Origin of the sequence: Candidatus Phycorickettsia trachydisci, assembly GCF_003015145.1 — a bacterium.
Lineage (GTDB): Bacteria > Pseudomonadota > Alphaproteobacteria > Rickettsiales > Rickettsiaceae > Phycorickettsia > Phycorickettsia trachydisci.
The window spans coordinates 143,954-169,774 of the sequence record NZ_CP027845.1 but is presented as its reverse complement, the minus strand read 5'-3'; the positions used below and the strand labels follow the sequence as shown (position 1 = coordinate 169,774).

23 protein-coding genes, 2 tRNA genes and 1 pseudogene are annotated in these 25,821 nt (G+C 34.2%); 11 read left to right on the top strand and 15 right to left on the bottom strand.

The window, feature by feature from the left end:
* Positions 1-165: 165 nt before the first annotated feature.
* Positions 166-1,695: a YifB family Mg chelatase-like AAA ATPase gene (locus phytr_RS00685; RefSeq protein WP_106873974.1), complete on the bottom strand. Its 1,530-nt coding sequence runs from the start codon at positions 1,693-1,695 to the stop codon at positions 166-168.
* Positions 1,696-1,788: 93 nt separating this feature from the next.
* On the opposite strand from phytr_RS00685, the gene phytr_RS00680 reads away from it, so the two are divergent.
* The 5 genes from phytr_RS00680 (at position 1,789) to phytr_RS00660 (ending at position 6,948) form a co-directional block, all read left to right on the top strand.
* On the top strand, positions 1,789-2,151 hold the full coding sequence (locus phytr_RS00680) for a DUF2628 domain-containing protein (protein ID WP_106873973.1): 363 nt from the start codon (positions 1,789-1,791) through the stop codon (positions 2,149-2,151).
* On the top strand, positions 2,144-2,488 hold the full coding sequence (locus phytr_RS00675) for an HIT domain-containing protein (protein WP_106873972.1): 345 nt from the start codon (positions 2,144-2,146) through the stop codon (positions 2,486-2,488). The genes phytr_RS00680 and phytr_RS00675 overlap by 8 nt, the downstream gene beginning before the upstream one ends.
* Before the next feature lie 2 nt (positions 2,489-2,490).
* The gene (asd, locus tag phytr_RS00670; RefSeq protein ID WP_106873971.1) at positions 2,491-3,483 is read left to right on the top strand and encodes an aspartate-semialdehyde dehydrogenase; all 993 of its coding nucleotides are present in this window, start codon (positions 2,491-2,493) and stop codon (positions 3,481-3,483) included.
* 131 nt (positions 3,484-3,614) lie between these two features.
* Positions 3,615-5,375: a type I secretion system permease/ATPase gene (locus tag phytr_RS00665; protein WP_106873970.1), complete on the top strand. Its 1,761-nt coding sequence runs from the start codon at positions 3,615-3,617 to the stop codon at positions 5,373-5,375.
* A 4-nt stretch (positions 5,376-5,379) separates the two neighbouring features.
* Positions 5,380-6,948, top strand: coding sequence for an HlyD family type I secretion periplasmic adaptor subunit (locus phytr_RS00660; RefSeq protein ID WP_106873969.1), 1,569 nt, complete (start codon positions 5,380-5,382; stop codon positions 6,946-6,948).
* Between the two features lie 172 nt (positions 6,949-7,120).
* Here phytr_RS00660 and phytr_RS00655 read toward each other — a convergent pair whose 3' ends face one another.
* Positions 7,121-7,948 carry a hypothetical protein gene (locus tag phytr_RS00655; RefSeq protein WP_106873968.1) on the bottom strand — a complete coding sequence of 276 codons (828 nt, stop codon included), beginning with the start codon at positions 7,946-7,948 and terminating at the stop codon, positions 7,121-7,123.
* Between the two features lie 216 nt (positions 7,949-8,164).
* Here phytr_RS00655 and phytr_RS00650 point away from each other — a divergent pair.
* Positions 8,165-8,239, top strand: a tRNA-Gly gene (locus phytr_RS00650).
* Between the two features lie 78 nt (positions 8,240-8,317).
* Here the strand turns inward: phytr_RS00650 and phytr_RS00645 are convergent.
* Positions 8,318-9,559, bottom strand: a complete 1,242-nt coding sequence (locus tag phytr_RS00645) for a polyhydroxyalkanoate depolymerase (RefSeq protein WP_106873967.1) — start codon at positions 9,557-9,559, stop codon at positions 8,318-8,320.
* Positions 9,560-10,012: 453 nt separating this feature from the next.
* On the opposite strand from phytr_RS00645, the gene phytr_RS00640 reads away from it, so the two are divergent.
* Together phytr_RS00640 and phytr_RS00635 are read left to right on the top strand one after the other, a co-directional pair.
* On the top strand, positions 10,013-10,606 hold the full coding sequence (locus tag phytr_RS00640) for an SCO family protein (RefSeq protein ID WP_106873966.1): 594 nt from the start codon (positions 10,013-10,015) through the stop codon (positions 10,604-10,606).
* Positions 10,607-10,608: 2 nt separating this feature from the next.
* Positions 10,609-11,292 carry an inositol monophosphatase family protein gene (locus phytr_RS00635; RefSeq protein WP_106873965.1) on the top strand — a complete coding sequence of 228 codons (684 nt, stop codon included), beginning with the start codon at positions 10,609-10,611 and terminating at the stop codon, positions 11,290-11,292.
* A gap of 77 nt (positions 11,293-11,369) precedes the next feature.
* On the opposite strand, the gene phytr_RS00630 is transcribed toward phytr_RS00635, so the two are convergent.
* Positions 11,370-11,711: a hypothetical protein gene (locus phytr_RS00630; RefSeq protein WP_106873964.1), complete on the bottom strand. Its 342-nt coding sequence runs from the start codon at positions 11,709-11,711 to the stop codon at positions 11,370-11,372.
* A gap of 204 nt (positions 11,712-11,915) precedes the next feature.
* On the opposite strand from phytr_RS00630, the gene phytr_RS00625 reads away from it, so the two are divergent.
* On the top strand, positions 11,916-12,335 hold the full coding sequence (locus phytr_RS00625) for a hypothetical protein (RefSeq protein ID WP_106873963.1): 420 nt from the start codon (positions 11,916-11,918) through the stop codon (positions 12,333-12,335).
* Positions 12,336-12,400: 65 nt separating this feature from the next.
* On the opposite strand, the gene phytr_RS00620 is transcribed toward phytr_RS00625, so the two are convergent.
* The 9 genes from phytr_RS00620 to phytr_RS00580 form a co-directional block, all read right to left on the bottom strand.
* On the bottom strand, positions 12,401-15,046 hold the full coding sequence (locus phytr_RS00620) for a hypothetical protein (RefSeq protein ID WP_158706811.1): 2,646 nt from the start codon (positions 15,044-15,046) through the stop codon (positions 12,401-12,403).
* A gap of 237 nt (positions 15,047-15,283) precedes the next feature.
* Positions 15,284-15,835 (bottom strand): ribosome recycling factor, encoded by a 552-nt coding sequence (gene frr / locus phytr_RS00615; protein WP_106873961.1) that lies wholly within the window; start codon positions 15,833-15,835, stop codon positions 15,284-15,286.
* Positions 15,836-15,837: 2 nt separating this feature from the next.
* On the bottom strand, positions 15,838-16,542 hold the full coding sequence (gene pyrH / locus phytr_RS00610) for a UMP kinase (protein WP_106873960.1): 705 nt from the start codon (positions 16,540-16,542) through the stop codon (positions 15,838-15,840).
* Between the two features lie 28 nt (positions 16,543-16,570).
* Positions 16,571-18,121 (bottom strand): hypothetical protein, encoded by a 1,551-nt coding sequence (locus tag phytr_RS00605; RefSeq protein WP_106873959.1) that lies wholly within the window; start codon positions 18,119-18,121, stop codon positions 16,571-16,573.
* The gene (locus phytr_RS00600; protein ID WP_106873958.1) at positions 18,093-18,551 is read right to left on the bottom strand and encodes a PopZ family protein; all 459 of its coding nucleotides are present in this window, start codon (positions 18,549-18,551) and stop codon (positions 18,093-18,095) included. The genes phytr_RS00605 and phytr_RS00600 overlap by 29 nt, the downstream gene beginning before the upstream one ends.
* A 2-nt stretch (positions 18,552-18,553) precedes the next feature.
* On the bottom strand, positions 18,554-19,930 hold the full coding sequence (locus phytr_RS00595; RefSeq protein WP_158706810.1) for a TolC family protein: 1,377 nt from the start codon (positions 19,928-19,930) through the stop codon (positions 18,554-18,556).
* Between the two features lie 164 nt (positions 19,931-20,094).
* Positions 20,095-20,433: a frataxin domain-containing protein gene (locus tag phytr_RS00590; RefSeq protein WP_106873956.1), complete on the bottom strand. Its 339-nt coding sequence runs from the start codon at positions 20,431-20,433 to the stop codon at positions 20,095-20,097.
* 13 nt (positions 20,434-20,446) lie between these two features.
* A tRNA-Thr gene (locus phytr_RS00585) sits at positions 20,447-20,522 on the bottom strand.
* Positions 20,513-21,991 carry an Npt1/Npt2 family nucleotide transporter gene (locus phytr_RS00580; RefSeq protein ID WP_267895094.1) on the bottom strand — a complete coding sequence of 493 codons (1,479 nt, stop codon included), beginning with the start codon at positions 21,989-21,991 and terminating at the stop codon, positions 20,513-20,515. Before phytr_RS00580 ends, phytr_RS00585 begins: the two co-directional genes overlap by 10 nt.
* Before the next feature lie 202 nt (positions 21,992-22,193).
* On the opposite strand from phytr_RS00580, the gene phytr_RS00575 reads away from it, so the two are divergent.
* Both phytr_RS00575 and pal read left to right on the top strand, forming a co-directional pair.
* Positions 22,194-22,793: a hypothetical protein gene (locus phytr_RS00575; RefSeq protein ID WP_106873954.1), complete on the top strand. Its 600-nt coding sequence runs from the start codon at positions 22,194-22,196 to the stop codon at positions 22,791-22,793.
* A gap of 124 nt (positions 22,794-22,917) precedes the next feature.
* On the top strand, positions 22,918-23,649 hold the full coding sequence (gene pal / locus phytr_RS00570) for a peptidoglycan-associated lipoprotein Pal (RefSeq protein ID WP_106873953.1): 732 nt from the start codon (positions 22,918-22,920) through the stop codon (positions 23,647-23,649).
* Between the two features lie 338 nt (positions 23,650-23,987).
* Here pal and phytr_RS06560 read toward each other — a convergent pair.
* Positions 23,988-24,269: pseudogene (locus phytr_RS06560) on the bottom strand (IS481 family transposase); the annotation flags it as partial.
* Between the two features lie 153 nt (positions 24,270-24,422).
* A complete protein-coding gene (locus tag phytr_RS00560) occupies positions 24,423-25,772 on the bottom strand; it encodes an ankyrin repeat domain-containing protein (protein ID WP_106873952.1) in 1,350 nt (449 codons plus the stop codon).
* Positions 25,773-25,821 lie beyond the last annotated feature (49 nt).

Below are 25,821 nucleotides of genomic sequence, written 5' to 3'. Positions count from 1 at the left end.
TAATTATATTCTAGCAAATAATGTGAAATATTAATAATAACAATATTAGATGTTTTAGTTATCAAGATCCGTTTAAATAATATTTGAATCTAATTTATCCAAAAATGAAAGAACCTTAAACCAATTATTCCAAGATTCTATTTGAAAAATTTAAAAATAAACCCTCTATGACTGCTTCATCCTATACTCCATTTGACGATAGTGCAGGGCTTCACTAATATGGCTACTATTGACGGTATCCGTCCCCTCTAAATCGGCTATAGTTCTAGCTACGCGCATTATTCTATTATACGCTCTCATAGACAATTTAAACTTATTTGCCGCGTTGTTTAATAAATTCTCTGCCACACTATCTGGAGCTGCAAATATTTTTAAAGCTTCACCCTCTAATTTTGCATTAGACCTAACCGAATACTTTGCATAACGCTCTTGCTGCATTTGCCTTACAGCTTTAACCCTGGCCGCGATTTTTGCAGAACTTTCAGCATTTTCTTCCATTTGTACTCCATAATTCGTAATTGCAGGAACAGATACGTGTATATCAAAACGATCCATAATTGGACCTGATATCTTGAGCTGGTAATCCATCGCACACGAAGGTGCCCTTCTACATGCTTTATCGACATCCTCAACATAACCGCATTTACAAGGATTCATAGCAGCTACAAGCTGAAAGTTTGATGGATACCTCACGTGTGAATCGACCCGCGAGATTAAAACACTACCGGTCTCTATTGGCTGCCTAAGACTATCAATAACAGCTTTTGGAAATTCTGGCAATTCATCTAAAAACAATACACCATTATGGGCCAAAGAGATTTCTCCAGGCTTTACCTTGCGAGATACTCCTCCTCCAACCATTGCAGCCATAGAACATGAATGATGGGGCGCTCTGAAGGGTCTATTATAATTAAGAGCTCCATCATTAATGATTCCTGCAATGCTAGAAATTATACTGCACTCTAATACTTCTTCTGCCGTCATTAATGGCAAAAGCCCCGGCAAGGCTGCTGCAAGCATAGATTTACCAGTACCAGGGGCTCCAAACATCAACAAATTATGTCCACCCGCAGCCGTAATCTCTAGAGCTCTTTTTGCAGCCTCTTGCCCCCTAATATTTGCAATATCTGGGTAGGTTGCTTGATCAAACTCATTACTTCCACCCACTTCAGGCTGATTTAGAACCGCCGTACCTTTGAAGTGATTGACCAACTCGAGTAAATTTTTAGGGGCTAAAATATCTTTATTACCCGACCATGCAGCTTCCTTACCATTAGCATAAGGACAAATTAATCCTTTGCCATTACCATTGGCGGCAATAGCTGTTGGCAATACGCCAGAAATTGGCAATAACCCACCTTCTAAAGATAACTCTCCAACAATCAAATAATCCCTTATCTCATCTTTAGGCAAAATGTCAAACCCAGCTAAAATTGCACATGCTATAGGTAAATCAAAATGACTTCCTTCTTTAATTAAATCAGCTGGAGCTAGATTTATGAGTATTTTCTTAGCTGGCAAGGAAAGACCAAAAGAATTTAGCGCAGCGCGTACCCTTTCTTTGGATTCAGAAATTGTTTTATCCGCAAGACCTACGATTGTAAAAGAAGGAAGACCGGAGGTAATTTGAAGCTGCACATCGACTTCTGTAACTTCTATGCCGTTAAAAGCAACACTTAGAGTATGAACTATCATCTGTTTTTTAAGAGAATTTTTGCAAAGTTTGTCAATTTATAGTATTATCTAGGCAGTATATTATAAGTTTATATAAATATCAAAAACCTATTAATGAAAATATTTGCGATATATTGTAGCAAATTCGATAAGAACCATATAATCCCGATTCAAGAAGGATTCAGTTTTTCTGCGCTCATCTTTGGTATATTCTGGGCCATATATTACCGTATTTGGACAGCAGTCATAGTAACATTTTTAATAGCCGTTATTTGTACCTTTTTTACTTCACAATTAGGTGGCACCGCTTGCTTTTTTTTAAATAATTTAATGATGCTCGTCTATGGCTTTTTCGGTCAAGACATGCTAGCTTATAAATTATCCAATCAGTATTACTTTGCAGATATAGTTCTTGCCTACAATGAAGAAGAAGCTGAAGTAAAGTATCGCAATTATCAATACCATCGATATGTATGATTCAAATAACGTCTTTGCAAAAATCATTAAAGGCGAAATAAGTGCAAATAAGATATACGAAGATCAAAACGTCATAGCATTTTATGATCTCTATCCAGTTGCCCCCACGCATGTTTTAATAATACCTAAAAAGCAATATAAGGACTATAAAGACTTCGCAGAAAATGCTCCAAAAGAAGAAGTAGCTGATTTTTTTATTAAAGTAAATCATGTAGCTGACCTCTTGAAATTAGAATCATATAGACTAATTACAAATTATGGAAGCCGTAGTGGGCAGAGCGTTTTTCACTTTCATGTTCACATTATAGGAGGCCAGCAAATTACTAACCTAATTTAATTATGACGAAAAAATATAACGTGGCGGTTGTAGGAGCAAGTGGAGCGGTAGGAAAAGAGACCTTAGAAATACTTGCCGAACGCAAATTTCCAATTAACAAAATTTTTGCTATAGCCTCAGATAACTCTTTGGGCAAAAAAATAAGCTTTGGCGATGAAAGTCTGCATATAGACATGATAGACGATATAAACTGGGATGAAATCGATATTATCTTTACCGCCGCTGGGTCTAAAGTAACAAATATCATTACGAGCAAGAACCTATCCAAGGCGATTATTATTGATAAGACTTCAGTATACCGGCTTGATGAACAAGTGCCATTAGTAGTACCAGAAGTAAATGCTAATTACATAAGATTTTATAAAAAGAAGAACATTATTTCTAACCCAAATTGCTGCGTTATACCATTAGCTTTAACTCTACAACCCTTATCTAAAGTCTCTCCAATTAAAAGAGTAGTTATATCAACATATCAATCAGTTTCTGGCGCCGGCAAGAACGCTATGGAGGCTTTATATAATCAAACGAGAAAAAAATTTGTTTATACTGAAGATGAAGAACAAAACGAACAAAACTATGCTTTCAATGTAATCGCAAAAATTGGTCCAGTTGAAGATAACGGATACACAGGAGAAGAAAATAAAATTATTAAAGAACTGCAGAGGATACTAGGAGATAAGATTCAAATTACTGCAACATCCGTTAGAGTTCCCGTGTTTGTTGGACATAGTTTCTCGATTAACGTTGAATTTACCGATGATATAAAGATCAATGATCTTAAGGACTCCTTAAAACAAAACCCTTGGATTGTTTTGCAAGATGAACATGTCGAGCCTGCAGATATATCAGGTACTGATCACGTATTTGTCTCACGCTTAAGAAAAGATACCTCGCATCCCAAAGCATTTAACATGTGGATAGTATCGGATAATCTTCGCAGAGGAGCTGCGCTTAACTCAGTACAGATTGCAGAAAAATTGATAAGTATGCTTTAAATATGCTACGAAACAAAATATTCAAGCGATAAAATTAAAATATTTAAAGCATTTAGCAGTATTTTATGCTATCATGTTATAGCAAATATTCAATAAGGCCTTCAATAAGCCAATAAATTTTATAGATAAAAATGAAGCAAATTCCAATCGTAGATTCTGTAATCAAAGATCTCAATCCACTGCAAGAAGCTCTGCGCGAAGCACGTAAAGTTTTTATTGTAGTAGCTGCTTTTTCAGCCTGTTCAAACCTATTAATGTTGATTACACCTTTATACTCCTTGCAAGTACTTGATAGAGTTATTGGCAGCGGAAACCTTAACACATTATTGATGCTATCTCTTATCATTGGTCTTATATACTTTATATATGCCATGGTACAAGTAGCAAGATCTTTTACATTAATTAAGATTGGCGAATGGTTAGAAAATAGAGTTGCACCAGCTCTATTTAAAAACTCAGTTGCTGCTGCAGCACTCAAGCCTACACTTGGAGCAAGCCAGATTTTACGCGACTTCCAAACAGTTAAAACCTTTTTAACCAGTACGGGGCTCAACACAATCCTAGATTCCCCTTGGACCATTGCGTACGTTGTTGCTTTGTATATGATCCACCCTTATATGGGAAATATTGCGGTGATAGGAAGTATAATAATAATGGTTTTTGCTTTTATTAACGCAATTGCAACAACAAAAGTTTTAAATGAAGCAACAGAATATCAGATCAAAAGTTTAAATCAAGCAGAAATCGCAACCCGTAATGCTGAAGTTGTAGAAGCGATGGGTATGATGAGAAACGTTGCTCATAACTGGCATCAGTTTAACAAGCAGTCCTTAGCAAGGCAATCAGTTGCAAGCTATAGAAGTAGCGTTATGTCTAACACCGCACGCTATATTCGTAATGTTATCTCAATGATGGTCACATACTGGGCTGCATACGTAATTGTAACTACTAACAGCGTACAAATGACCACCGGTGGAATGATTGCAAGTTCTATTCTCGTAGGTAAAGCTCTCGCGCCTTTTGATAACTTTATTGAGTTGTGGAAAAGCATAACAAACGCTATGAAGGCATTCGCTCGGATTAATTTTGCGATCAAATCTGTAAATCTGCGCGATGATTCCATGCCTATTCCTTCAGTCAAAGGACAAGTTAGCGTAGAAAAACTTTTCTATGCGCATGCGGTTAAAAATCCATTAGAATTTTTATTAAATCCTAAATATATAATCAAAGATGTTTCATTTGAACTTGCATCAGGCGAAGTACTTGCAATTATAGGACACAGCGCCGCAGGTAAATCAACACTCGCAAAGCTTTTAGTTGGAGTTTGGAAGCCGTTGGCAGGATCTGTACGTCTAGATAGCGCTGAGGTTTATAATTGGAATCGTGAAAACTTTGGTCAGCATATTGGCTATTTACCTCAGGGCATTGAATTATTCAGCGGAACCATAAAGGAGAACATAGCAAGAATGAAAGATACTTTTGATCCAGATAAGGTAATTGAAGCAGCTAAAATGGCTGGTGCTCATGATATGATTCTGAAATTACCGAACGGATATGATTCTGACATTGGTATTGCAGGATCTAATCTTTCGGGAGGACAAAAGCAAAGAGTTGGTCTTGCAAGGGCTTTTTATGGTGATCCAAAATTAGTTATCCTTGATGAGCCAAATGCAAACCTGGATGAAGAAGGAGAAAATGCTTTATCAAAATCTTTAATTGAAGCCAAAAATAAGGGCATCACCGTAATTGTTATCTCACATAGACCCTCAGTCCTGTCCGTCGTAGATAGAATCTTAATATTGCATGGCGGTGAGGTTACATCTTATGGCACAAGAGATGAAGTATTAAGAAAAATTAACATGTCCAAAGGCGGCATAATACACGTAAATTAATTTTATGAGCGATAATAAACAACAAATAAATTTTGCTGAACTTCAAAAAGTTCTAGCAGCTATGCAACAAAAAAAACAGGGCCAAGAAAATCCCGAAGAACCTAAACCAAAACGCAGTTTTACCGATTGGATTAAGCTAATTATCCAATACTCAGTTGATTTTGCAAAATTTATGATTCATTTTGTAGATCGGTTTATTAACTACATCTCAAGAAGCCAAGATCCTGAAAGGAGCGATATCATGCAATATACCAGATCTCCCATACTATTTGGTGGAATTGTGGTATTTATTTTTGTATTTTTAGGAGGTATTTGGGCTACTAATGCTCCTCTTGATAGCGCAGCACACGCAACTGGTACCTTAATATCTGTTAGCAATAAACAAATAGCACAATTCTCTGGACGCGATAGAGGTATTGTGAAAAATATTCTGGTTAAACAAGGGGACAAAGTTAAAGCAAACGACATATTGATAGAATTTGATGAAACTCATGCTAAACAACAATACGATATCATCCTCAACCGCTATTTACACTCTTTGGCTCTCGAAAGCAGGTTAGTGGCGGAAAGAGATAAACTACAAAGGATTAGTTTTGATCCTTTGATGTTCCAGTTACAAAGTCCTGAAGTAGTTAAAATGATGGAGGTTCAAACTAATACTTTTAACTCAAGAAAAGAAAATAACGATAAAATATATACATCTGTGCAAAAAGAGATTCAAAAGCTGAACCAAAAAATAATTGCACTCGAAGAAAATAAAAAGTCAACAATTAAGCAACAAGAACTTATTACAAATAGAGTAAAATCTTTTCAGAATTTAGTAGCAAAAGGTTATGCTTCCCAAAACCAGTTAGACGAATTTGAAATTAAAGCATCAGCCGCCAAATCTGATATAGCACGTCTTGATTCTGAAATAGCGAGCGCAGAGCAAGATATAGCTAAATTAGAAATCAGCATCAGTCGACAGGCAGACGAGTTCATGACCAGCATTTTACAAGAGCTTAAAGAAACACAGACTAAAGTAAATGAATTAAAAGAACATTTCGCTGGCACTAAGGATGAACTAGAAAGATGTAAAATACGCTCTCCTATTGATGGCAAAGTCAATGAAATTCACGTTCATACTATAGGCGCAGTGGTTAATCCATCTCAACCAGTAGCAGAAGTAACTCCAACCAAAGATAAACTAATCATAGACGCCAAGATTCAACATAATCACATAGGATCAGTTGCTGTTGGACAAAAGGCAAAATTAAAATTTCTAGCATTTAAGTCCAGAACCTCACCTACATTTATAGGGACTGTAACATCAATTTCACCAGATACAATTCTTGATCCTCAGATGGCTCAACAAGCTAGAGCAACGGGTAAATCTCCTTCTGGAGGATACTATTATGCAGCAACTATTGAACTTGATATGGAAAATTTTGAAAAGCTGGCAAAGCCTATGAAGTTAAAGCTAGTACCTGGCATGATGGCTGATATTAATATTGTAACTGGAACAAGAACCTTATTTAGATATCTGATAGATCCAATTGCTGACCAAGCTTTTAGATCCTTAAACGAGAAATAAAAACAAATAACTAACTGCGCATCTATAACAAAAAAACCCTCCATAAACAGGAGGGTAGTGAGTTAGGATAGCTTTTTTGTGATTCTTATGCCACCATCAGTTTACCGCAACATCTCATTTAAATTACGCGCATCAAGCAGAAAGAAATAAAGCCTCGATGCGAGTATACTTATTATCTTCCACGATCTTCTGGTTTTTTCTCTCCCGAAAATAAATTTTCAACCCATTTTCCAGCCTTACTTACAGCCCCCGCGGCTCCCTTCGCAGCCCCAGCTAAATCATTTCCTAATTCACCAACAGGATCTTTTATTCTGTCTGTCAAAGCCCGCATAGCTTTACCAAATCCTTTTTGTTCTTTCTCTTTATTAGAAATAGTTGCAGCAGATATCATTTCAGCACCTTCTAATACACGCAAAACCTGTTGTTGTGGGTTAATAGCAGGATCAAATTTTGATGCCAATTGATCCATGGGCGCTTCAACCGTAACCCATTCAAGCTCAAGTGGTATTTCTTGATCATGTCTAACTATGATGACTTCCGTATGAGGTTTATTTTTGTCATAAGTGACCAAATCTCGTAGGCTATCTTGTAATATGTTGCAAGTATATTTTCCAAATGATATTAACTTAGAAGTCGCAAATTCACCTGGCGCTTTCAATGCTTGTTCCACCTGATCTGCTACGTACCATAAAGTTTCATGACGTATACCTTCAGCTAACTTTTTTACTCCATCAACAATATGTATTCCCTTTTCTTTCAAACTTGTTTTTGGGGTGCTGTCAACAGTCAACGAATCATTAGAGACTTTGTCGATTACGTCTGCCCCATTGCCTCTTGCTTCCATTTCCCTTAATTCTTCAATATATTGTGATAATCGTTCCAATGGCATCTTAAGAGCATCCATATATTCTTCGTTTACCTTTACACCCAATATTGTTTCATTCCCTTGCTGCCCACCTTGTTGTTGATTTGGATCATCTGGATTTTGATTTCTTCTCATATTATAACCTTATAAAATTATCAATATAAGTTCATTGTACCTTGGATAAAGCTTTTGGCCTTTAAAGTAAGCTATATTTCAAAAATTTTTCTAAAAACGTTGTACAAAGACATTTAAAACTAAGAGAATCAAACAGAATTGCCAAAAAATAGAGTGTAAAATTCCCACTATTACCCTTGAAAAAAGCCTAGATTTATTATATCATTCTAATTTGAAGCGGGTATAGCTCAGTGGTAGAGCATTACCTTGCCAAGGTAAGGGTCGTGGGTTCGAATCCCATTGCCCGCTCCATTCGACCCTAAATTATTCCTTATCTACTACAAATTAAAACTCCAAAATCTCTTAAAACAATTAACGTATTGACGAAGCTTATTTTGAGTTATGCTTATAGACAAATTCCTTAATCGCAGGTGCTATGATGGTTTTAAAGCGTCTACCACTAAACACACCATAATGCCCCACTCCTTCCTGTAAATGATAAGCTTTTTTGTCATCTGGTAAATTTTTGCACAGATGAAGAGCAGCCCTTGTTTGACCTATACCAGTAATGTCATCTTCTTCTCCCTCTACGCAAAAGAGCGCAGTATCTTTAATTGCTTCAAGATTAATTCTTCTATCGTTTAAGTGTAAAATACCTTTGGGCAAAGAATGTTTGTGGAATATTTCTTCAACAGTCTGTAAGTAAAATTCTTCTGTCAAATCTAATACACTAAAATAGTTATTATAAAAACGCTTACGTTTGTTAAATTCTTCCATATCGCCCCGCAAAACAGCCTGATACATTTTTAAATGAGAACTTGCATGATCCTGCAGGTGTATACTCATGAATGCCATAAGCTGCAAAAATCCTGGATAAACTTTACGCATAAATCCTGGATAATTTGCTGGAACTCTAACAATCATATTATCTGCGAACCATTTAAGATCATAAGAATTAGCAAACTTATTCACAGGAGTTGGACTTTCCCTAACATCAATAGGTCCAGCCATAAGAGTTACAGATTTAGGTACATGCGGGCTATTGTCTTCTGCTAAAATAGCAGTTGCAGCAATAACAGGTACTGCAGGCTGACAAACTCCTAAAATATTAAGAGGACCTTCAATATGATTAATAAAATCAATAATATATTGAACATAATCTCCAAGACTGAAGTATCCATCACTTAAAGGAACCAATGAAGCATCAAACCAATCTGTTACGTATACATCAAAATTAGGTAATAATACCTTAATAGTATCAGATAATAAGGAAGCATGATGACCAGCTAAAGGAGGTACAACAAGTAATTTAGGCAATTTTTTCCTTATATTTGTTTTGATATGTAATAGGTTGCAAAATGGTTTAGTTAAGACTTTATGACGCGTTACTTTTAGAGGAGCATCTCCTACTATGATATTATCGAGATGAAAACAGTGATCATCATATTCATGGCTTAGGCGCTCTAAAATCGTAAAAAATGCCTGACTATCTTTACGCAAAGAACTATGATGACCTATAAAATTAGGATCAGAAAGAAGATTTAATATATAACGCGCTCCATGATGAACTGGTAGATATGGTAATTTACTTAATTCAAAGAATGAATACAAAAAATTGTTTGAGAAAAACATAAGATATACCTTAATAAGTCTTGAAGTACTATTCGATAAAATACTCCCATAGTTTACATAATAAAGCTAAATACCTTAAATAAGATGATATAAGGCTTAAAACCATTTAAATAATTTTGCTATGTTGCTTATAATACCCCTTAAAAGAGTTGAATAAATAATTATTAAGTTACAGAATTAAAATGGCAAACTTACTATTTCCATAAATTCTAAGTTATCAAAAAATTAAATAGTCAATAAAATTCATTAAAGACATCTTTGAAATTAGCTTTGATATTCATAAAAGCTTTGATATCATCTTAATGAGCTGTTTATAACCAAATATTAATGTTAGGGCAAGCTAGTCATTAAGAAATCTTGTTTTATAAATGATAAGACAAGATTTGATTAAAAGATAAATCGCAAGATCTATTTTTTATCCTCACAATTACAAATTTATTAAATAATTAGCACATGTTAAGAAGCATACTTTTTTTGGGAATTATAATATCATCCGTTTTTGTAGCACACTACTTCACTAAAGGTATAATAAGTAAACAAGCTCCTATACAAATTGTAGACCTAGGACCATCTTTATGGGATTTCACACTTACTGATCATGACAATCAGATTTTCGACTCTAAAACACTATTAGGCAAAACAACTCTTGTATACTTTGGCTTCACATTTTCCCCAGATTCCTGTCCTGCTGCACTTGGAAAAATGTCAAAAGTTTTAGCAGAACTAAATAAACACGACCTAACAATCCAAGGGTTGTTTATTACCATTGACTCAGCAAGAGACAACACCCAAGAGATCAAAGAATACTTAAAATCATTTAATCACAATATAATAGGCCTGACAGGGAATCCCATAGAAATAGATAAAGTCGCCAAAACCTTCAAGGTCCATTATGCATATGATGATAAGTCTGATCCTGAAAATTATTTAATCAATCATTCTTCCTTCATCTACGCCATAAATAGTAAAGGACAACTCATAAAAACTTTCAGTCCAAATGATTCTGCAGAAGAAATTTTAAATTTTACCAAGACCAATCTACACTAATTATGAACTTTTTAATACAAATCATCAAAAAAACCACTACCCCCTTATTGCGCGATTACAAAGAGATCTCATTCCTAAAAAACTCTTTGGCAAGCAGCCAAAAATTTGTACTAAATGCTCAAAAACGTAATCAAGAGATATTAATATCAAATTTCACTGAATATTTTCCTGATTATACCGTTATTCACAACCCATCAGATATTCCTCCAAATGTCCCTTACATCTTATTAGACCCTTTGGAAGGTATTAACAATATGCAGAATGGATTACCTTTCTTCGGCATTACAGCTATCATACATACCCCAAATAAACCTACAATAGGTTTAATCAGCTTGCCTTGCTTAGACTATTTTATTAGCGCCCAAGCAGGAGAACCACCTTTGATAGAAAATATAAAAGAAGGACTTAAAAATAAATCTAAATTATCTACTGCGAGTAACTTAGTTTTAGTCAATAACGTTTCTAATAACTTATTGACGGAATTTCCTAATACATCAAATATAAGAGCATTGGGAAGTATCACATATGCATTATTATTAATGTTACAAGGCAAAGCAGGTGCGCTCGTCATAGATCATGCAAATCTAATGGGTATAAAAATATGCGACTTGTTCGTATTAAACAGTGGAGGATTTAAAACTAAAACCCAAGATTTTTACATCTATAGTAATAAGAAATTTAGTTAAGAATAAAATTTTATTAAAACCAATATCATAATCTATTGTAACTATATTTTGTTCTATATCTTTTATATAAATTGAGTTTAGTGACTTGGAATATCCCCTAACACATTTGCCTCTTCTTCGGGTTTTAATTCTACCCCTAATACTTCTAAAAGCTCCCCTAAATTAGTATTAACAAGAGCACCAAGTTGACTAAAATCTGTAAAATCTCTCAAAATCTCTGGAACTCTATCCAATGATAATGAGTGATCATGACTATCATATACTTTATATTTTACTTTATATGTTGGTCTACCAGAATCTGTGTATGATTGTGCGCTTAAATAGGGATGTAGCGTAAATATTTCTCCTTGTACCTTAATTGTGAAAAGCATAGCTGTAGTTGAGGCTTGATTTTCTTCTTGTGTAGAAGATGCGCCCATAATTTTGACCGTGTATAATTAAACTTATATTTAAACTATTACATTTTATTACAGGTATCAATAATCTTTTTAATCACTTAAAAAATTATAAAACTTATCCAGACATTAAAATTTAGTCAATTGGAAATGATTTTGCTTTTTATATTGACTTGTTTATATAATAAAAACTATTATATTAAATATATAATTAATTAGTAGTATTTTATGTTTGACGAATATGCTTCAGAATTTCCATATACTTCTTGCGCCATTTCACTAGCTACATACTTAATCAAAAAACAAACTGAATCAATAAAAAGTATTTCGGATACTGATGAGAAATATAAGTTAAACAAAGTAAATATTGCACTTAATGCAATACTTACTGCCTCTTCATTGGCCGCTCTCCCTTACTTTACCACTAAATTCAGTGGCATGTCTGAATTAAGTAAAGGGTACCATGGAAATGATTCAGCAGACTCGTTTATTAAACACTGCAACGTCCTAATGGGTGCTGCGGGGTCATTTTTAGGTATCGCAGCTTGTACAGAAGGAATTGGCCATGCATTAGAGCATATGGGATTAGGTACCTTTTTAGGAGGACAAACTATAGAAAATAATCCTAACCCCGAGTACATACAATAGGCCATATTTGATTTTACCTTCAAAATAAATAGAACATTTATTTTGAAGAGAATCAGCTAGCTACCCTAAACTGCGAAAGGTACTTCAACTTGCCCTAATTCCTCAGTTGGCCAAAAGGGCATTGTCTCATCCTGTGACTCCATTTCTTCTGCAGATACGCTAGAATCGCTAGCACTTTGATTAATATCAGATCTTTTTAATGATTTACAACCACTACTAATAAAATCATCCATTTTTTGATGGCTCCAAATATCAAAAAATGTAACTAAAGATACTATATCGTCAGTAGCGTCAGTTTCTTCACCTATAGGCCTTAACTTCTTATTGCTCATTCTAATCTTCCAGTAATTATTCTTAAGGTATATCATACCTTCAGACTCTGAATCCTTAGCAACTCCCTTCTCCCTTAGTATATAATCTAATTTTCCATATAAATCAGGATTCTTTTTTAGTTTATTCAAAAAATTGGGCGCAAATCTTACATACAATTCATCTTCTTTAATTGTTATTACATCTTCTGAAGAAGACGTAATCTCTTCACCCTTATAATTCCATACATAAACCTTTTTTATTCCTAAAATTTCCCGCTCTTGTAAAGCTTTTTTAGCGCCTTTTAACTTTTTATAATATTGATCTAGGGCAAGCGCAATTTGTCTACTCTCATCTTCAGTAAACTCAATTGGTTCCTCATCTATAACCTCCTCAATAGGCCTTTTGAGAGTTTTAGCTTGCTCCTTTGACTCATCAATCTCATTTTTAGGTGGGACAATGGCAGATGCAGAGCTTTTTTCATCGGCAATTGATGGCTGGGATACTATTTTTTTAGAAGATTCCTTAATTTCTAAACTATTATCGCGTAATACTTCTCGTATAGGCTTTGGGGCTTGAATTTTACTGAGTTTTATCTTATTAATAATTTCCTCTATAGACTCTACATAGCTACTGAATTGCTCAAATAGGTGATATAAATCAAACTCGTTTGCAAACTTCTCTATAGAGTACATATTCTTCTTGTAGCTTAAACCCAACTCCATAGATTTTAATACCATATCGCCCTTTATTAACATTAAATGACGTTTCAGGTTACAAGATTTCATCTTATCACTAACAAATATCTTTACTGCTGTATCCAAATGTCTATGAGCTGTTTTTAAATATTTACGCTTTTCTTCTCGACTTAGATCATCATTCCAGCAAAAACTCAAATACAACCCTACAAAACCTACATTAATAAGAAGCTCATCTTGATACGATTCCTCCTTCATCATTTTTTCTAGTTTGCTCATTTTGTCTAGACTTATATTTCCTGGATAAATATGCCTATAAGATAAAATACCAAGCATTTTACGTTTTATTGCACTTCTAAGGAAATCATCAGACACTTCTGGGTTTGCATCCCAATCCATAATTAGAAGTAACGCACGATCAAAATCACTGTTCGCATAAAAGAAAAGTTCATTAATTGCAAAAGATATATTAATCGCTCTATTTAATTCATCTTTGCCATTTAACAGCTCGTTTATTCTACTCTTCTTGTGGCAATACTCCTCATACATTACAACATTAAGTGAATGCACAGCGTGACTACCTTGAACAATCCAAGATTGAAGTTCCGCTTTTAAATCACCCGTTAGAAATAGCGCTAGTGCTTTATCTATGTATGTAGTGTTGGTTTGAATTGTAAATAATACTTTCTCCAATATTGCACCAATACTCTGTAATTCAGCATCAGGGAAAACTTTTAATACTGATGATGCCATGTTTATAGCTTTTTCTAAATCATTCTTACGCAAATAACAACCTGCAATATTATTTGATGCTTCAAAGACTAGTGTTTTATATACAGGTTTAATATCATTTATAGTACTATGTTTTGTTAGGAATTTTTCCACTGCTTTACTTACATCTATTACTAACTCATTTCTCAGTTCAGACTCTTTACCAGAATTTTCAAAGGCATCTATGAAGGATACTAGAGCTTTGGTTTTAAAAAGAAGTTCTTCAAAAGGGTCTAAGGGTTTGTTTTCTATTGATCTCAAAACTACTTTAAATAAAAGAGGATCACTAAACTTCCTCAACAAATTTAGTAATGCTTTCGTATGGATATATTTATTAAAAGATAATCCTTCTGAATTACCATCTAATAAGTCATATGGTGTACTTAAAAATTTATTCATATCCATAACTGTAAAACCCTCCCCTGTTAAAATTTTATATGTAATGCAAGCTTGAGGGGCGAGAATAACATATGCGCAAGACAAACTTTCAAACGAACACTCTGGGTTATATTTAATATTTTTTATCTCCTCTCTACTAGCTCCACACATATCACGAAATTTAGTATCCTCAATGCGCTCTAACAGATATGATGGACTGACTCCTTGCTCTACTAAAAATTTCAAGACTTTTTTAACACTATCTTTATTTATTTTTAGCTTTAGTGAGGTATGTTTTTGAATAATCATGCAAACATTTTTGGCCAATACTTTAAATATTTCTTGTCTTTCTTCTTCAGATAACTCTTCAAAATTTTCATCCTTGAATAGCTCTTTTACAACCTCTAAGTATGGCTGATGTGTAGCATGTACAACTAATAAACTAAAAGCCTCAATTAATGCTTCAAGATAGATTTGATTTGCTATTTTAGTTAAAGGTATTAATCTACCTGAATTCGCTGAGATTCTAGCACCTAGTCTATCTTTCTTTCCCATAGCCATTTCCCTGTATGATGGTATTATTTCTTAAAATAACATAATGTTTAAAAATATAGAAATAATTTGACTAAACACATATATTTAAAACACTATAGTTAATTAACTACAGATAATGACCCAAAGATTTTAAAAATTCACTTTATTAGAATTGTTTGTACTCAAACATAAATTGTTTGGCAAAGAATATTTGCGGGATACAAAATTAAATGAGAAAGATTCTCATTTAATTTAAAGTTAGATAGAGCTAATTTCTTTTTTCTTATCTTCCAAAATTTTATTAATTTTAGAAGTAAAGTCATCAGTAACAGTCTGAAGCTTATTACTAAGTGAATGCACCTCATCTTCTGAAATATGTTCTATCTTTTTTAGGTCGGCTATGATATCTCGACGTACATTACGTACGGCAACTTTTGCTTCTTCTGCATATTTTGATGCAACATGAATAAGTTCCTTACGTCTCTCTTCACTCAGACTTGGAAGATTAATGCGAATTAAATTCCCATCAACAACGGGCATCAAGCCAAGATTTGCCTCTACTATAGCTTTTTGGATATTTTTAAGCAAAGCTTTATCCCATGGCTGTATTACGATAGTTCTTGCGTCGGGGGTTGTGATGGTCGCAAGACGGGCAATTTGTTGTCTTTGCTCATACGCTTCAACTTGAACTGGTTCAACAAATTCTGGTGAAGCCCGACCAGCTCTAATACCTCTTAAATGTTTAATAAAAGAATTTATAGCCCCTTCCATACGGCTATCTGCTTGTTTTAATAATTCATTTTTCTCCATTTTTACCTCTCTTCAAAAATTTTTGTAAATTTACCTTTGTTATCTAAAACGTTTGACAAACTATTTTGATTTTTAATCGAAAATACTATAATTGGCAAGCAATTTTCTTTCGCAAGACCAATTGCCGCCATATCCATAATTCGCAAATTATCTTCTAATACTTTTTGGTAAGTAAGTTTTTCAAATCTAGTAGCATTAGGATTTTTGACCGGATCAGCTGAATATACTCCATCTATTTTAGTAGCTTTGAGCAATACATCACAATTCATCTCAACAGCACGAAGCACCGCAGCAGTATCGGTCGTGAAAAATGGATTTCCAGAACCTGCGGCAAAAATAACTACTCTGCCCTTTTCTAAATGACGCTGAGCTTTTCTCTTAATATAAGGCTCACATATAGTGCTCATAGGAATTGCGGATAAAACTCTCGTAGAAAGACCAATACGCTCTAGAATATTTTGCAACGCAAGCGCATTAATAATCGTACCAAGCATTCCAATGTAGTCAGCCGTCACTCTTTCCATACCAAAAGCCGCGGCCTGTTCACCCCGATATATGTTACCCCCTCCTACTACAATGCAAATCTGCACTTTTTTATCTACAACCGTTTTAATGTCTTGGGCAATGCTTTGAATAAAGTCAATGTCATGACCAAACTGCCTTTGCCCCATTAAAGACTCACCAGAAAGTTTTAGCAATACCCTCATACGTTGGAACTGACCTTAATATACATTATTAATTTCTGCGTTTGATTTTCTTATCTAAATGATATTTATAATAGTTATCCAAATAACCTTTTATGTCTACAGCTTTTTCTTTTTCTCTTTTAGTTGAAAATTTACTCCAGAAAAGTTTCACATATTTACTGTAACTCAAACGATCTAAAGAATCATCATAATCTTTTGCTTTTATTATTTTTAGTTCTTGTTCTTCAAAATCAAGCACTTGTTTTTCTCTTAAATCATGATTTTTCTCTTTAATAGAGTAAGCTTTAGTATGAGATGCTAGCTGAATTTTCTTAGGTTTTATGACATAAGCAGGTTTTTTAATATCTTTTTCAGGTACTTTAGCTTGACTAATCTCTATCTCCATTGGTGTTAAATCTATAGGATCTAAGCTCTTTTGTTGACCCTTTTTCTTAAATGACCAAAGCCTTTTAAATGACCAAATTGGCTTTTTAGAAAATGTATTATTTTTTGCATGCTGCGTAGCTTGAGATTCTTTCTTCTTCTTAAACGACCAAATATTTTTTACTTCAAATTTTTTCTTTTTCTGATCATCAGAAATATCTGTTTGCTCAGTTTTACCTTTTTTAAACGACCAAATCCTTTTAAATGACCAAATAGGTTTTTTAGCTTTTGCTGTCTGTATTTGGTTTGGCTCAAAGGTATATGGAACTTTTTTTGATTGAATAGGCTTTTTAACAATACTATAACCCTTGATCCTATCCTGTAATGTCCAACCAGAAGGTTTTTGTATAGGAGTTTTGATAGGTCCTATTTGAGACGTCTCAGGCTTTTGAATATTTTGGCTAACTGTTGAGACCCCAGTTTGAACCTTATCTATGCCTTGGTTATTAGATACACCGATAGGATTTTGAGAAGGTAAATTAGAAGCTATTACTGGCTGCTTACTTACATCAACTACTTCACGCTTAATACTAGGCGCCTGCTGTGCCATTTCCGCTTTTGGTAGGCTTGTATTAGGAATATTTGTTTTAGGACCAGGAGGTGGTAAGGTAGGTATATTCAAAGTAGCTTTTTGACGAGGCCCTGGAGGCGGCAAAGCCGGAACAGAAGGTTTTACGACAGGCGTATCTTGGATATCTGGTTTTGATGCTGTTGTTACTTGAGACTCAGGCTTGATTTTAGGCTCATCTGGTATAGGCAATTTTACTGGAGGACTTGAGGCCGTTTGAGTATCTATAGAAGGAACAGAAGGAGACGGCTTAACGGTCTCTTGGATTTTATCTTTAGAAACTTCGGATACTTTAGGCGAAGTTGGAGTTTTAGAGTTTTCAATTTTGGCTGAATCCGGCTTTATATCAGAAGTAGATATAGCAGACGGTGCACTTGGAATAGTATTGCTAGTTACGTCTGGCTTGTTAGGCACGATAGGAACTATTAAATTCTTATTGGAATTTTGGGAAGCATCATCAGGGTTTTGTAACACCGTACTTATCTTAGGTAGCTGCACTCCCCCGGTATCTAAAAAACTATTATCTTTAGCCTCATCAGCTATAATTGGTGAAATAAAGCTATAAATTAGGAGAATTATTCTTAACATTAAGTTTTTTTATCTCTTTTTTTACCAAACCACTAACAATTTGTGGCAGGTTATCGTTTAGCCAACCTTTTAAACCAGCTTGGTTATTTTCCAATTGGTTTTTTATATCGGCAAGCTCATTCAGAATTCTAGCATTAATTGCTCCAATATCCTCAAACGCTGAGAGATTATAAACAGATTCTCCGTCAGTTATAGCACTTTTATCGCATATTCCCTCAGAAATACACTCAGTAAGTTCATATATATCTTCGTCAAAATTTTCCTTATTACCAACTTGCTGCAACCCTTTAGATATCTTTTTTTCAATCTTTAGCTGGCAATCAGTATCTTTATCAGAACAATTTTCAACCGTCTGAGCTTTAGTATCCCTACCAGCAATAACTTTTTTTATTGAACTTAAAATTTGATCTATGGAGAGTTCTTCTTTCATAACTAAAAATGAACAAGTGGTGCTTTAATTTTACGTAATTCTTTGTTTGGATCAAAATAGTCTACTTTAAGCTGTAGTTTTTTTGCAGTTAATTCACCCATAAACATTTTCATTTGATACGCTTGAAAAATATAATTACGCAATACTGTTGCTTTATTAATTTTTACCTTAGTCAAATCACTTTCTACTTTTAAAACTGCTAAAATATCTTTGAGACCAAGTTTAAATTCTTGCATTGTGCCATCAAATGCTAGCTGCTGAGCCTCTAAAGCAACAGTAGCGGATTCTAAAGCGGATCTAAGAGATTGTAAAGATTCCCATAAAAATATAATCTGTGAATCAATTTGTCTAGCTTGGTAATCTGCAGCATAAGCAGCTTTTCTAGCCTGATATTTGGTTTGACGCAGCTTAGAATAGGATGCGCCTCCTTTACTAAAAATAGGAATAGAAAGAGTCAACGCTGAAGTAACTCCGCTTCTATTATAGGAGCTTCTGGTTTCAGGATCGTTGTGGGTTCTAGTAAAGGCAAATTGCAAATCTAAAGAAGGCAATAAACTACCTGCAACTGCTGCAATTTGTGCTTTTGATGATTTTGCGTTTTGTCTTGCATACTCCAAGCTCGGGCTAAATTCTAGTACTTTAGCCTTAAATTCAGCTAAACTTGCTGGTAAATTCGGTAATTTTGAGGATTCAGTCTCACTAGGCACTATACCAATTTTTTCCAGAAAATCTGCTTTTTTACCTTCAAGATCTGAGAATGCTTGGGCTTGCTCTGACTTTGCATTTGATAAACCACTTTGAGCTATTGCTACTTCAGTATTATTTGCTTCCCCAACTTTTAATTTAGCTTCAATGGCTTCAACATTTTTAGAGTTAAAGTTCACACTAGCATTGCTTGCATCGTACTTAGCTTTAGCCAATTCATAGTCCAAGTAAGCAGTTACAGCATCAAATAGGACTTTTTGTTCTTGACTTTCTAGCTGGGCTCTTGCTGCTTTAAAGGCTAAGTTAACAGCTTTCACAGTGGCATAAGTCTGACCATTGAATAGATTCTGCTTAACTGCTAAAGTATTCTGTACTACACGCTTCTTAGTCTTTGAGACATCAATACCTAAAGCTTCTAGTATAGGATCATTATTACTATCTTTATACCTACTTTTTGGTCTAGATAATGAGTGATCTACCTCAACTTGCGCCGATATATCAGGAAAATATCCGGATCTTGCTTCAGCACAGCCTTCAGCACTGACCAAAAAATCCATCCTATATTGTTTTAGAGTTTGATTTGTGTTGTAAGTAGATATCAAAGCTTCTTCTAAAGTAGTAGCATAGCTTGCGTGAGTAAGAACCATAGCAAGTATTGCGGATTTTATTTTCATAAATTTTAAATTTTTTATTTTCAACATTATACTAAAAACCATATCTCTGCAACCCGATTTGTCAAACTGCTTACTTATAAGCTACAGGTACAACGCAACTATACATTGAAACTATACATCTTAGAATTTCACATTGATAAATTTTGCAGCTAAAATACAATATTTTATCTTTGAGAAATGGTTATACCCTCACAAAAATTAGATAGCTCTTTTATAAGTATTTGGTCTAAAAATACTCCACTACCGTTAACCCACTTCTCTTCTACTAACTTAAATCTATCAGGTCCACTTAAAGGAGATACAAACCATATTTCTCTATAAGTGCCGTGCTTACTGATTATATAAGGGTTATTTTGCCCTTCCACGCTAAGAACAACTTTATCATCAAAAATATCAACACCAATTATTCCTTGCTTATCATTTTCTTCAATTGATGTAACAAGATTTTCTATAAATTTATCAGCATGGGAAGTGAAAAGGTCGTAATCTATGTAATACTTCATAGTCTAATAATTCTGGTGCCGACAAAGGGATTTGAACCCCTGACCCGCACATTACGAATGTGCTGCTCTGGCCTCTGAGCTATGTCGGCTTAGTTGTAATTTCTTTGTATGAAACGGAAAGCTCTCGTACCGCCCATAACCATACTATACATACTATACCAAATACGTACATTAAGTACATAGATATTGAGCTATAAGAGGCACTAGGTATGGCTATAAACACAATTGACTGCATTAGCGAACTTGCAGATTTACCTATTTTAGTGGCAATTAATTCAACAGCAGCCTTCCCTTTTGTTTTCAGTTCATCTGACAAAGGCACGTATGCCATCTCTTTTGTAATATCAAAAAATGTATACTTTGTGGATTTACTCAAAGTTGTTTGCAATATGCCGCAATATATCACAATCATCAAAGGATCTTGCACTAAAAATAAATTCACAAGCCCCATTTTAACATCTGGAAAGTTCATTGCAGCAAAAAATAACATTCCTGTGCTAGTTAGAACAATAGGAGTAATTACCGCAGCACAAAACCATCCAAATTTTCTAACAACACTGGAATTAATTAAAACTAGAATTAGGGTCAGAATACCTGTATAACTCAAATACCTACCTGCAAAAGAAGCAAAATCTGCAACATTATTATAATGTTTTGCAGCCTCCGCCTTTAAGGGAGATTCAGCTATATTAATAGCCGCTCCGTAGCAAATCATAATAATTGCAATCAATCTAATGTACCTCGAAGACAAAATCATCGAAACACTTTCCTTCAGTGTTATCTTTTGTTTTTTAACTTTAAATTCAATCTCTTTTTCTTTAACAGAGGTTTTGTTGTTTAAAAACCAAAAGCAAGACATACCTAATAAAACCAGAACTACCACAAAAGATATAACAACCTTCACAGCCATTTCGTTAAGACATATAGCATTGGGCCCCGCAAGTAATCTACTTACATCAGGCAGTTTACTTAAAAAAGCACCCGATAAAACAAGCCCAGTTTGCCCAAATAAACCAAATAAAGGATAAAAACGACTTGACTGTTCCACGCTAGTGATTTGGTTGACAAATTGCCAAAACAGCAAACTTACAACTACACTAGGCCATAGCTCAGATATAATGTAAAACAATGAAAAGCCCCATTTTGCCCCTATCAAGATAAACCACTTCCAATGAGGATGAGCAGCAATTAAAGAATGCATTTGATCAGCGTTTAAGTGCAAAGCCTCATGATTTGGAAATATTACGAATGCAAAGAAAATGAAAAACGAAAGAAAAGAGGCTAGAATTGTGTAGAATATTTTTCTGGAGTCGAAAATATTCACAGCCTTCATATAGCAAAAAGCGACAAAAAAAGCCGTTGGCATTACTCCCCAAAACTTAAGAAAGGATATGATTTCTGTTCCTATTAAAGCGTTAATGATACTGTCTTTGAGGGCTCGAATAAGATTTTGGATGAATAAAATACAAAACATCATCCCAGTGATTGAAAGGAAGACCGGCATTTCCTCCCTACGCACGGGCCACATATAGGCCCAAAATTTTTTGATTGACGACACTTAGAGTTAATTTATGTTACACATTGTGCTCCTAAGGCACAAATCACAACTCTTAAAAATACCAAAAAACCTAAATCATTGTCAACAAATAACAATTTCAAAATATCTTCATATTATTTGATTTTATTAAATACAAACATTTTAAAAATGTGGTTTAGTATGTACCAAGTAAAAAGCTCATTTAATTAGAGGGGCAAACAAAATGATTAGACTAATATTATTTATTATAACAACCATAACCCTAAGTGGATGTTCTAACCCATTTCAAACGTATTTTAAACATTCTGCCAATCAAAAACTAATTGACGCAAAAGGTTTCAAAGGTAAAAAACGCATGCCAATGTACAATCAAAAGTATATCACAAAGGCTAAAAATAACGTCACAACCTCAAATCCAAGTAATACTGAAGAAGAACAAGATCAAGCAAATCCTTATTATGATCAAGATGAATTACGCAACTACTACCAAGCAAATCGCAAAATGTACGAAGATATGCTAGAGATGAACAACAACAAGAAATATTGGAGTAAGCCTTTAAATACAAAACCCAAATCAGAAGTAAGCTTGAGCGAAATAGAAAAAGATGTTCAAAAAGGAGAAGAGAATAAGCAAATCAAGTCAGAACTTGCAGAGATTAAAAAAATGCTTAAAAAAACCATGGATGACTTGTCAAACGTCAAAAGTAAAGAGCAGGCACAAAAACAATCTGATGCCACAACTAATTTACTCAACTCCATTTTAGAACCTAAAGTTACAGCTGGACCCTGCAATCCAACTGGTCAAAATTCACCAGCACAATAAAAATATGTCATTTTAGCATCACTGTAAAAGTTTTTTATAAAATGCCTATTGAAATCTTACAAACTATAGTATTATACTTATAAACATGTATTAAAGTAACCTTAAATTTTATACAGAAAATATTATGTTCACAAGAAATCTTAGTACCAAAATCGTTTTAACAGTCTCTTCACTCGTTCTTTTATCAGGATGCTGCAGCAAAAAAAAGGCTCATGCACTTGGTGATCTTCCAAGAGAATTTGCAGTTGCAGTGAAAGATAGAGTCCATTTTGATTTTGACAGCTCAAATTTATCACAAGAATCCAAGGACACTTTAGATAAACAGGCTGCCTGGATCTTAAATCACAACTTTGGACGCTATTCCGTAGCAGGACATGCTGATGAAAGAGGTACAAGAGAGTACAACCTTGCTTTAGGTGAAAGAAGAGCTAACAGTGTTAAAAAATATTTAGTATCAAGAGGTATTGATCCTAAAATTATCAGCACAGTCTCCTTTGGTAAAGAAAAACCATTGGCTTTAGGGCATGATGAAGAATCTTGGACACAAAATCGTAGAGCTGTTACATCTCATAAATTAAGTGCAGCACCAGAAGGCGAAAAAGCTCCAAAGGTACATCCTGCTAAAAAAGCTACAAAACCAAAGTTTAAATCTAAAGTTGGCCAAAAAGCATATGAACACGCTATAAAGGCAGAAGAAGCAACAAAACACAAAGCGTCACAAGCTAAAGAGGCAGCAAAAGAAAAAGCATCACAAGCTAAAGAAGCTGTGAAAGAAAAAGTACACGACGCAGCTGAAGCTGTAGAGCAAAAAGCTCAGGATGTAAAAGAAGCCACAACTCCAAATACTAACGAGTAAGCCTTTCTTTTTGATTCATTATAAAAGCGTCTTCTAACTCAGAGGACGCTTTTTTTATTTCTAGTAACCTAAACCGTAATTCCTCCGCACAAATTGGACAGAGTGTTAAGAGAGTTTTTTCGTATAATCAATTCAAATCTCTCAGAGATTTATTCCTCACCACTTACGGCATGTAATTAAAGGATGAGTAAATATATTCATAAAAGCCTTATCGTAACAGTATTGATATATCATTTAGCGTTTCTAACTAAGTACCAACGTGTGGTATTTTTAAAAGAGTTGATATGGTACTGTTAACAAAGACACTTCCTAAAATTACTTAAATCATTACGTAACTAAACTGACCTAACTATAGGTGATATCAATATACTCATTTTTGCTCATCTAAGACTCTGAATTGCCCTCAAACCTTCTGCTCTATAGCCAAATCACACACAGCTTTTTCGATATAATCTTCTACTCTATTAACGAGTATCGGCTTCTTACGACTAATCTCTATTAACGCTTCTTTTCCCCCAGTTTTTATAAAGCTCTTTAAAGCGATAATAGCTATCACAACAACTTATAAGCATTTGAAACGTCTTAGCTAATTCCAAAAAAACTATTTTGGGTTGGATCATTTTCTGGTTTTAGTTCATAAGTTTAACCTTCCATTATATTTATGTAGCGCTAAATGTCAGATTAAATTTTAACCATTACAGCTTAGATGCATCCACTATTTCTTATTCCAATCTCACCCAATTATGTTTGCAATAGCCTAATGCCCTCAAGGTTTATACATAATTTTCTATGATCTCACTTGCATCTCCCACAAGATCACATCCATATTTAGGAGAAGATAAAGTCAATGATTCAAATGATACGTGTATGTTTGAGCATTTTTCTGGCTCCGGAATACTATTAGACATATTTGATGGCACCACATCCTGTACTTCTTGGGCAACAATCGAATGATTTGTAAAACCATAAGAATTATCGTTTGCCCCTTTAGCAATTAAACTGAAGCTATATTTATCTCCTACACCAAGCCAAGAAATGATGTTTTGCAAAATTATTAACGGACGTATATTAGCTAGTATGCTACCATCAGAGATTTTATTAATATGTTTTTGCAACAACCCCGCAACTTCAAAATCTATGTTAATTTCATCTATTTCTACTACCTTTGTATCTACAACTGCACACAACTCAACATCATCTTTTCTGAGCTGTTTAGTTAATTTAAGTATTTTTTTAGTAACATCTATCTCACCTTGATATATTAATTTTTCACGGTCGCTCATATGATCTATTGAATCTAAAGCAATTGAAGGTATTAGATTTTGCAAGTTAGTAGATAAATTCTCTTTTTGTTCTTGAGGAAATTTTAATTGTTGCGGCAGATTGCTTAAATGATTTAAAAGATTCACACAAGCTCTAATGAAATGATTATCATTCAATTCTTGGATCCACACATCAGAAATTATATCTTCAATATGTTTAGAAAGAAAATCACTCGCACCCATTTGAAGCACATCCATATCTGATCCATAAGATAGCAACAATCCCACTTCCTTAATATATCTAAACATATCTGAATCTTCAGTAAACTTTACATATTCCAACCCGTCATAAATATTTTGTAACGGAATTGATATAGGTAAATTTCCTGCATAGTCTTTAATATTAGGATCAGCTCCGTTTGCAAGTAGAATACTAGATATCTCAAAGCTATTGTAAACAGCTATATGCAAAGGCGTTTCAAGCTTGAGATTTTGTTCATTTATTTTACAATCATGGCTAATTAACCACCGAACTAATGCATGGGTCTCTTCACTAAGCTGACAATCTTCAACTGAACTTATTATGTGCAATAAATTATTTCCTTCAAGGTTGGTTTCGCCAATTTTATTCCTCACATCTTCGTAATTCTTATGTAGCCACCTTACTATATTTAATCTTGAACACTTAACAGCGTACTCCAATAATGAATAATTTGAATCATCTGATATCGCAGTTGGATAAAATTTCTCAACGTTCTCTTTAATCCACTTTAAGGCACTTATGTTGTTAGACTCAACTGCATCAAAAGCTAAACTTACGGGATCAATATTATTTGGCTGAGATTTTATTAGTGTTGTCATAATTTAAGAATAGCTTATCTAATAATATTATAATAACACTCTTTACTAT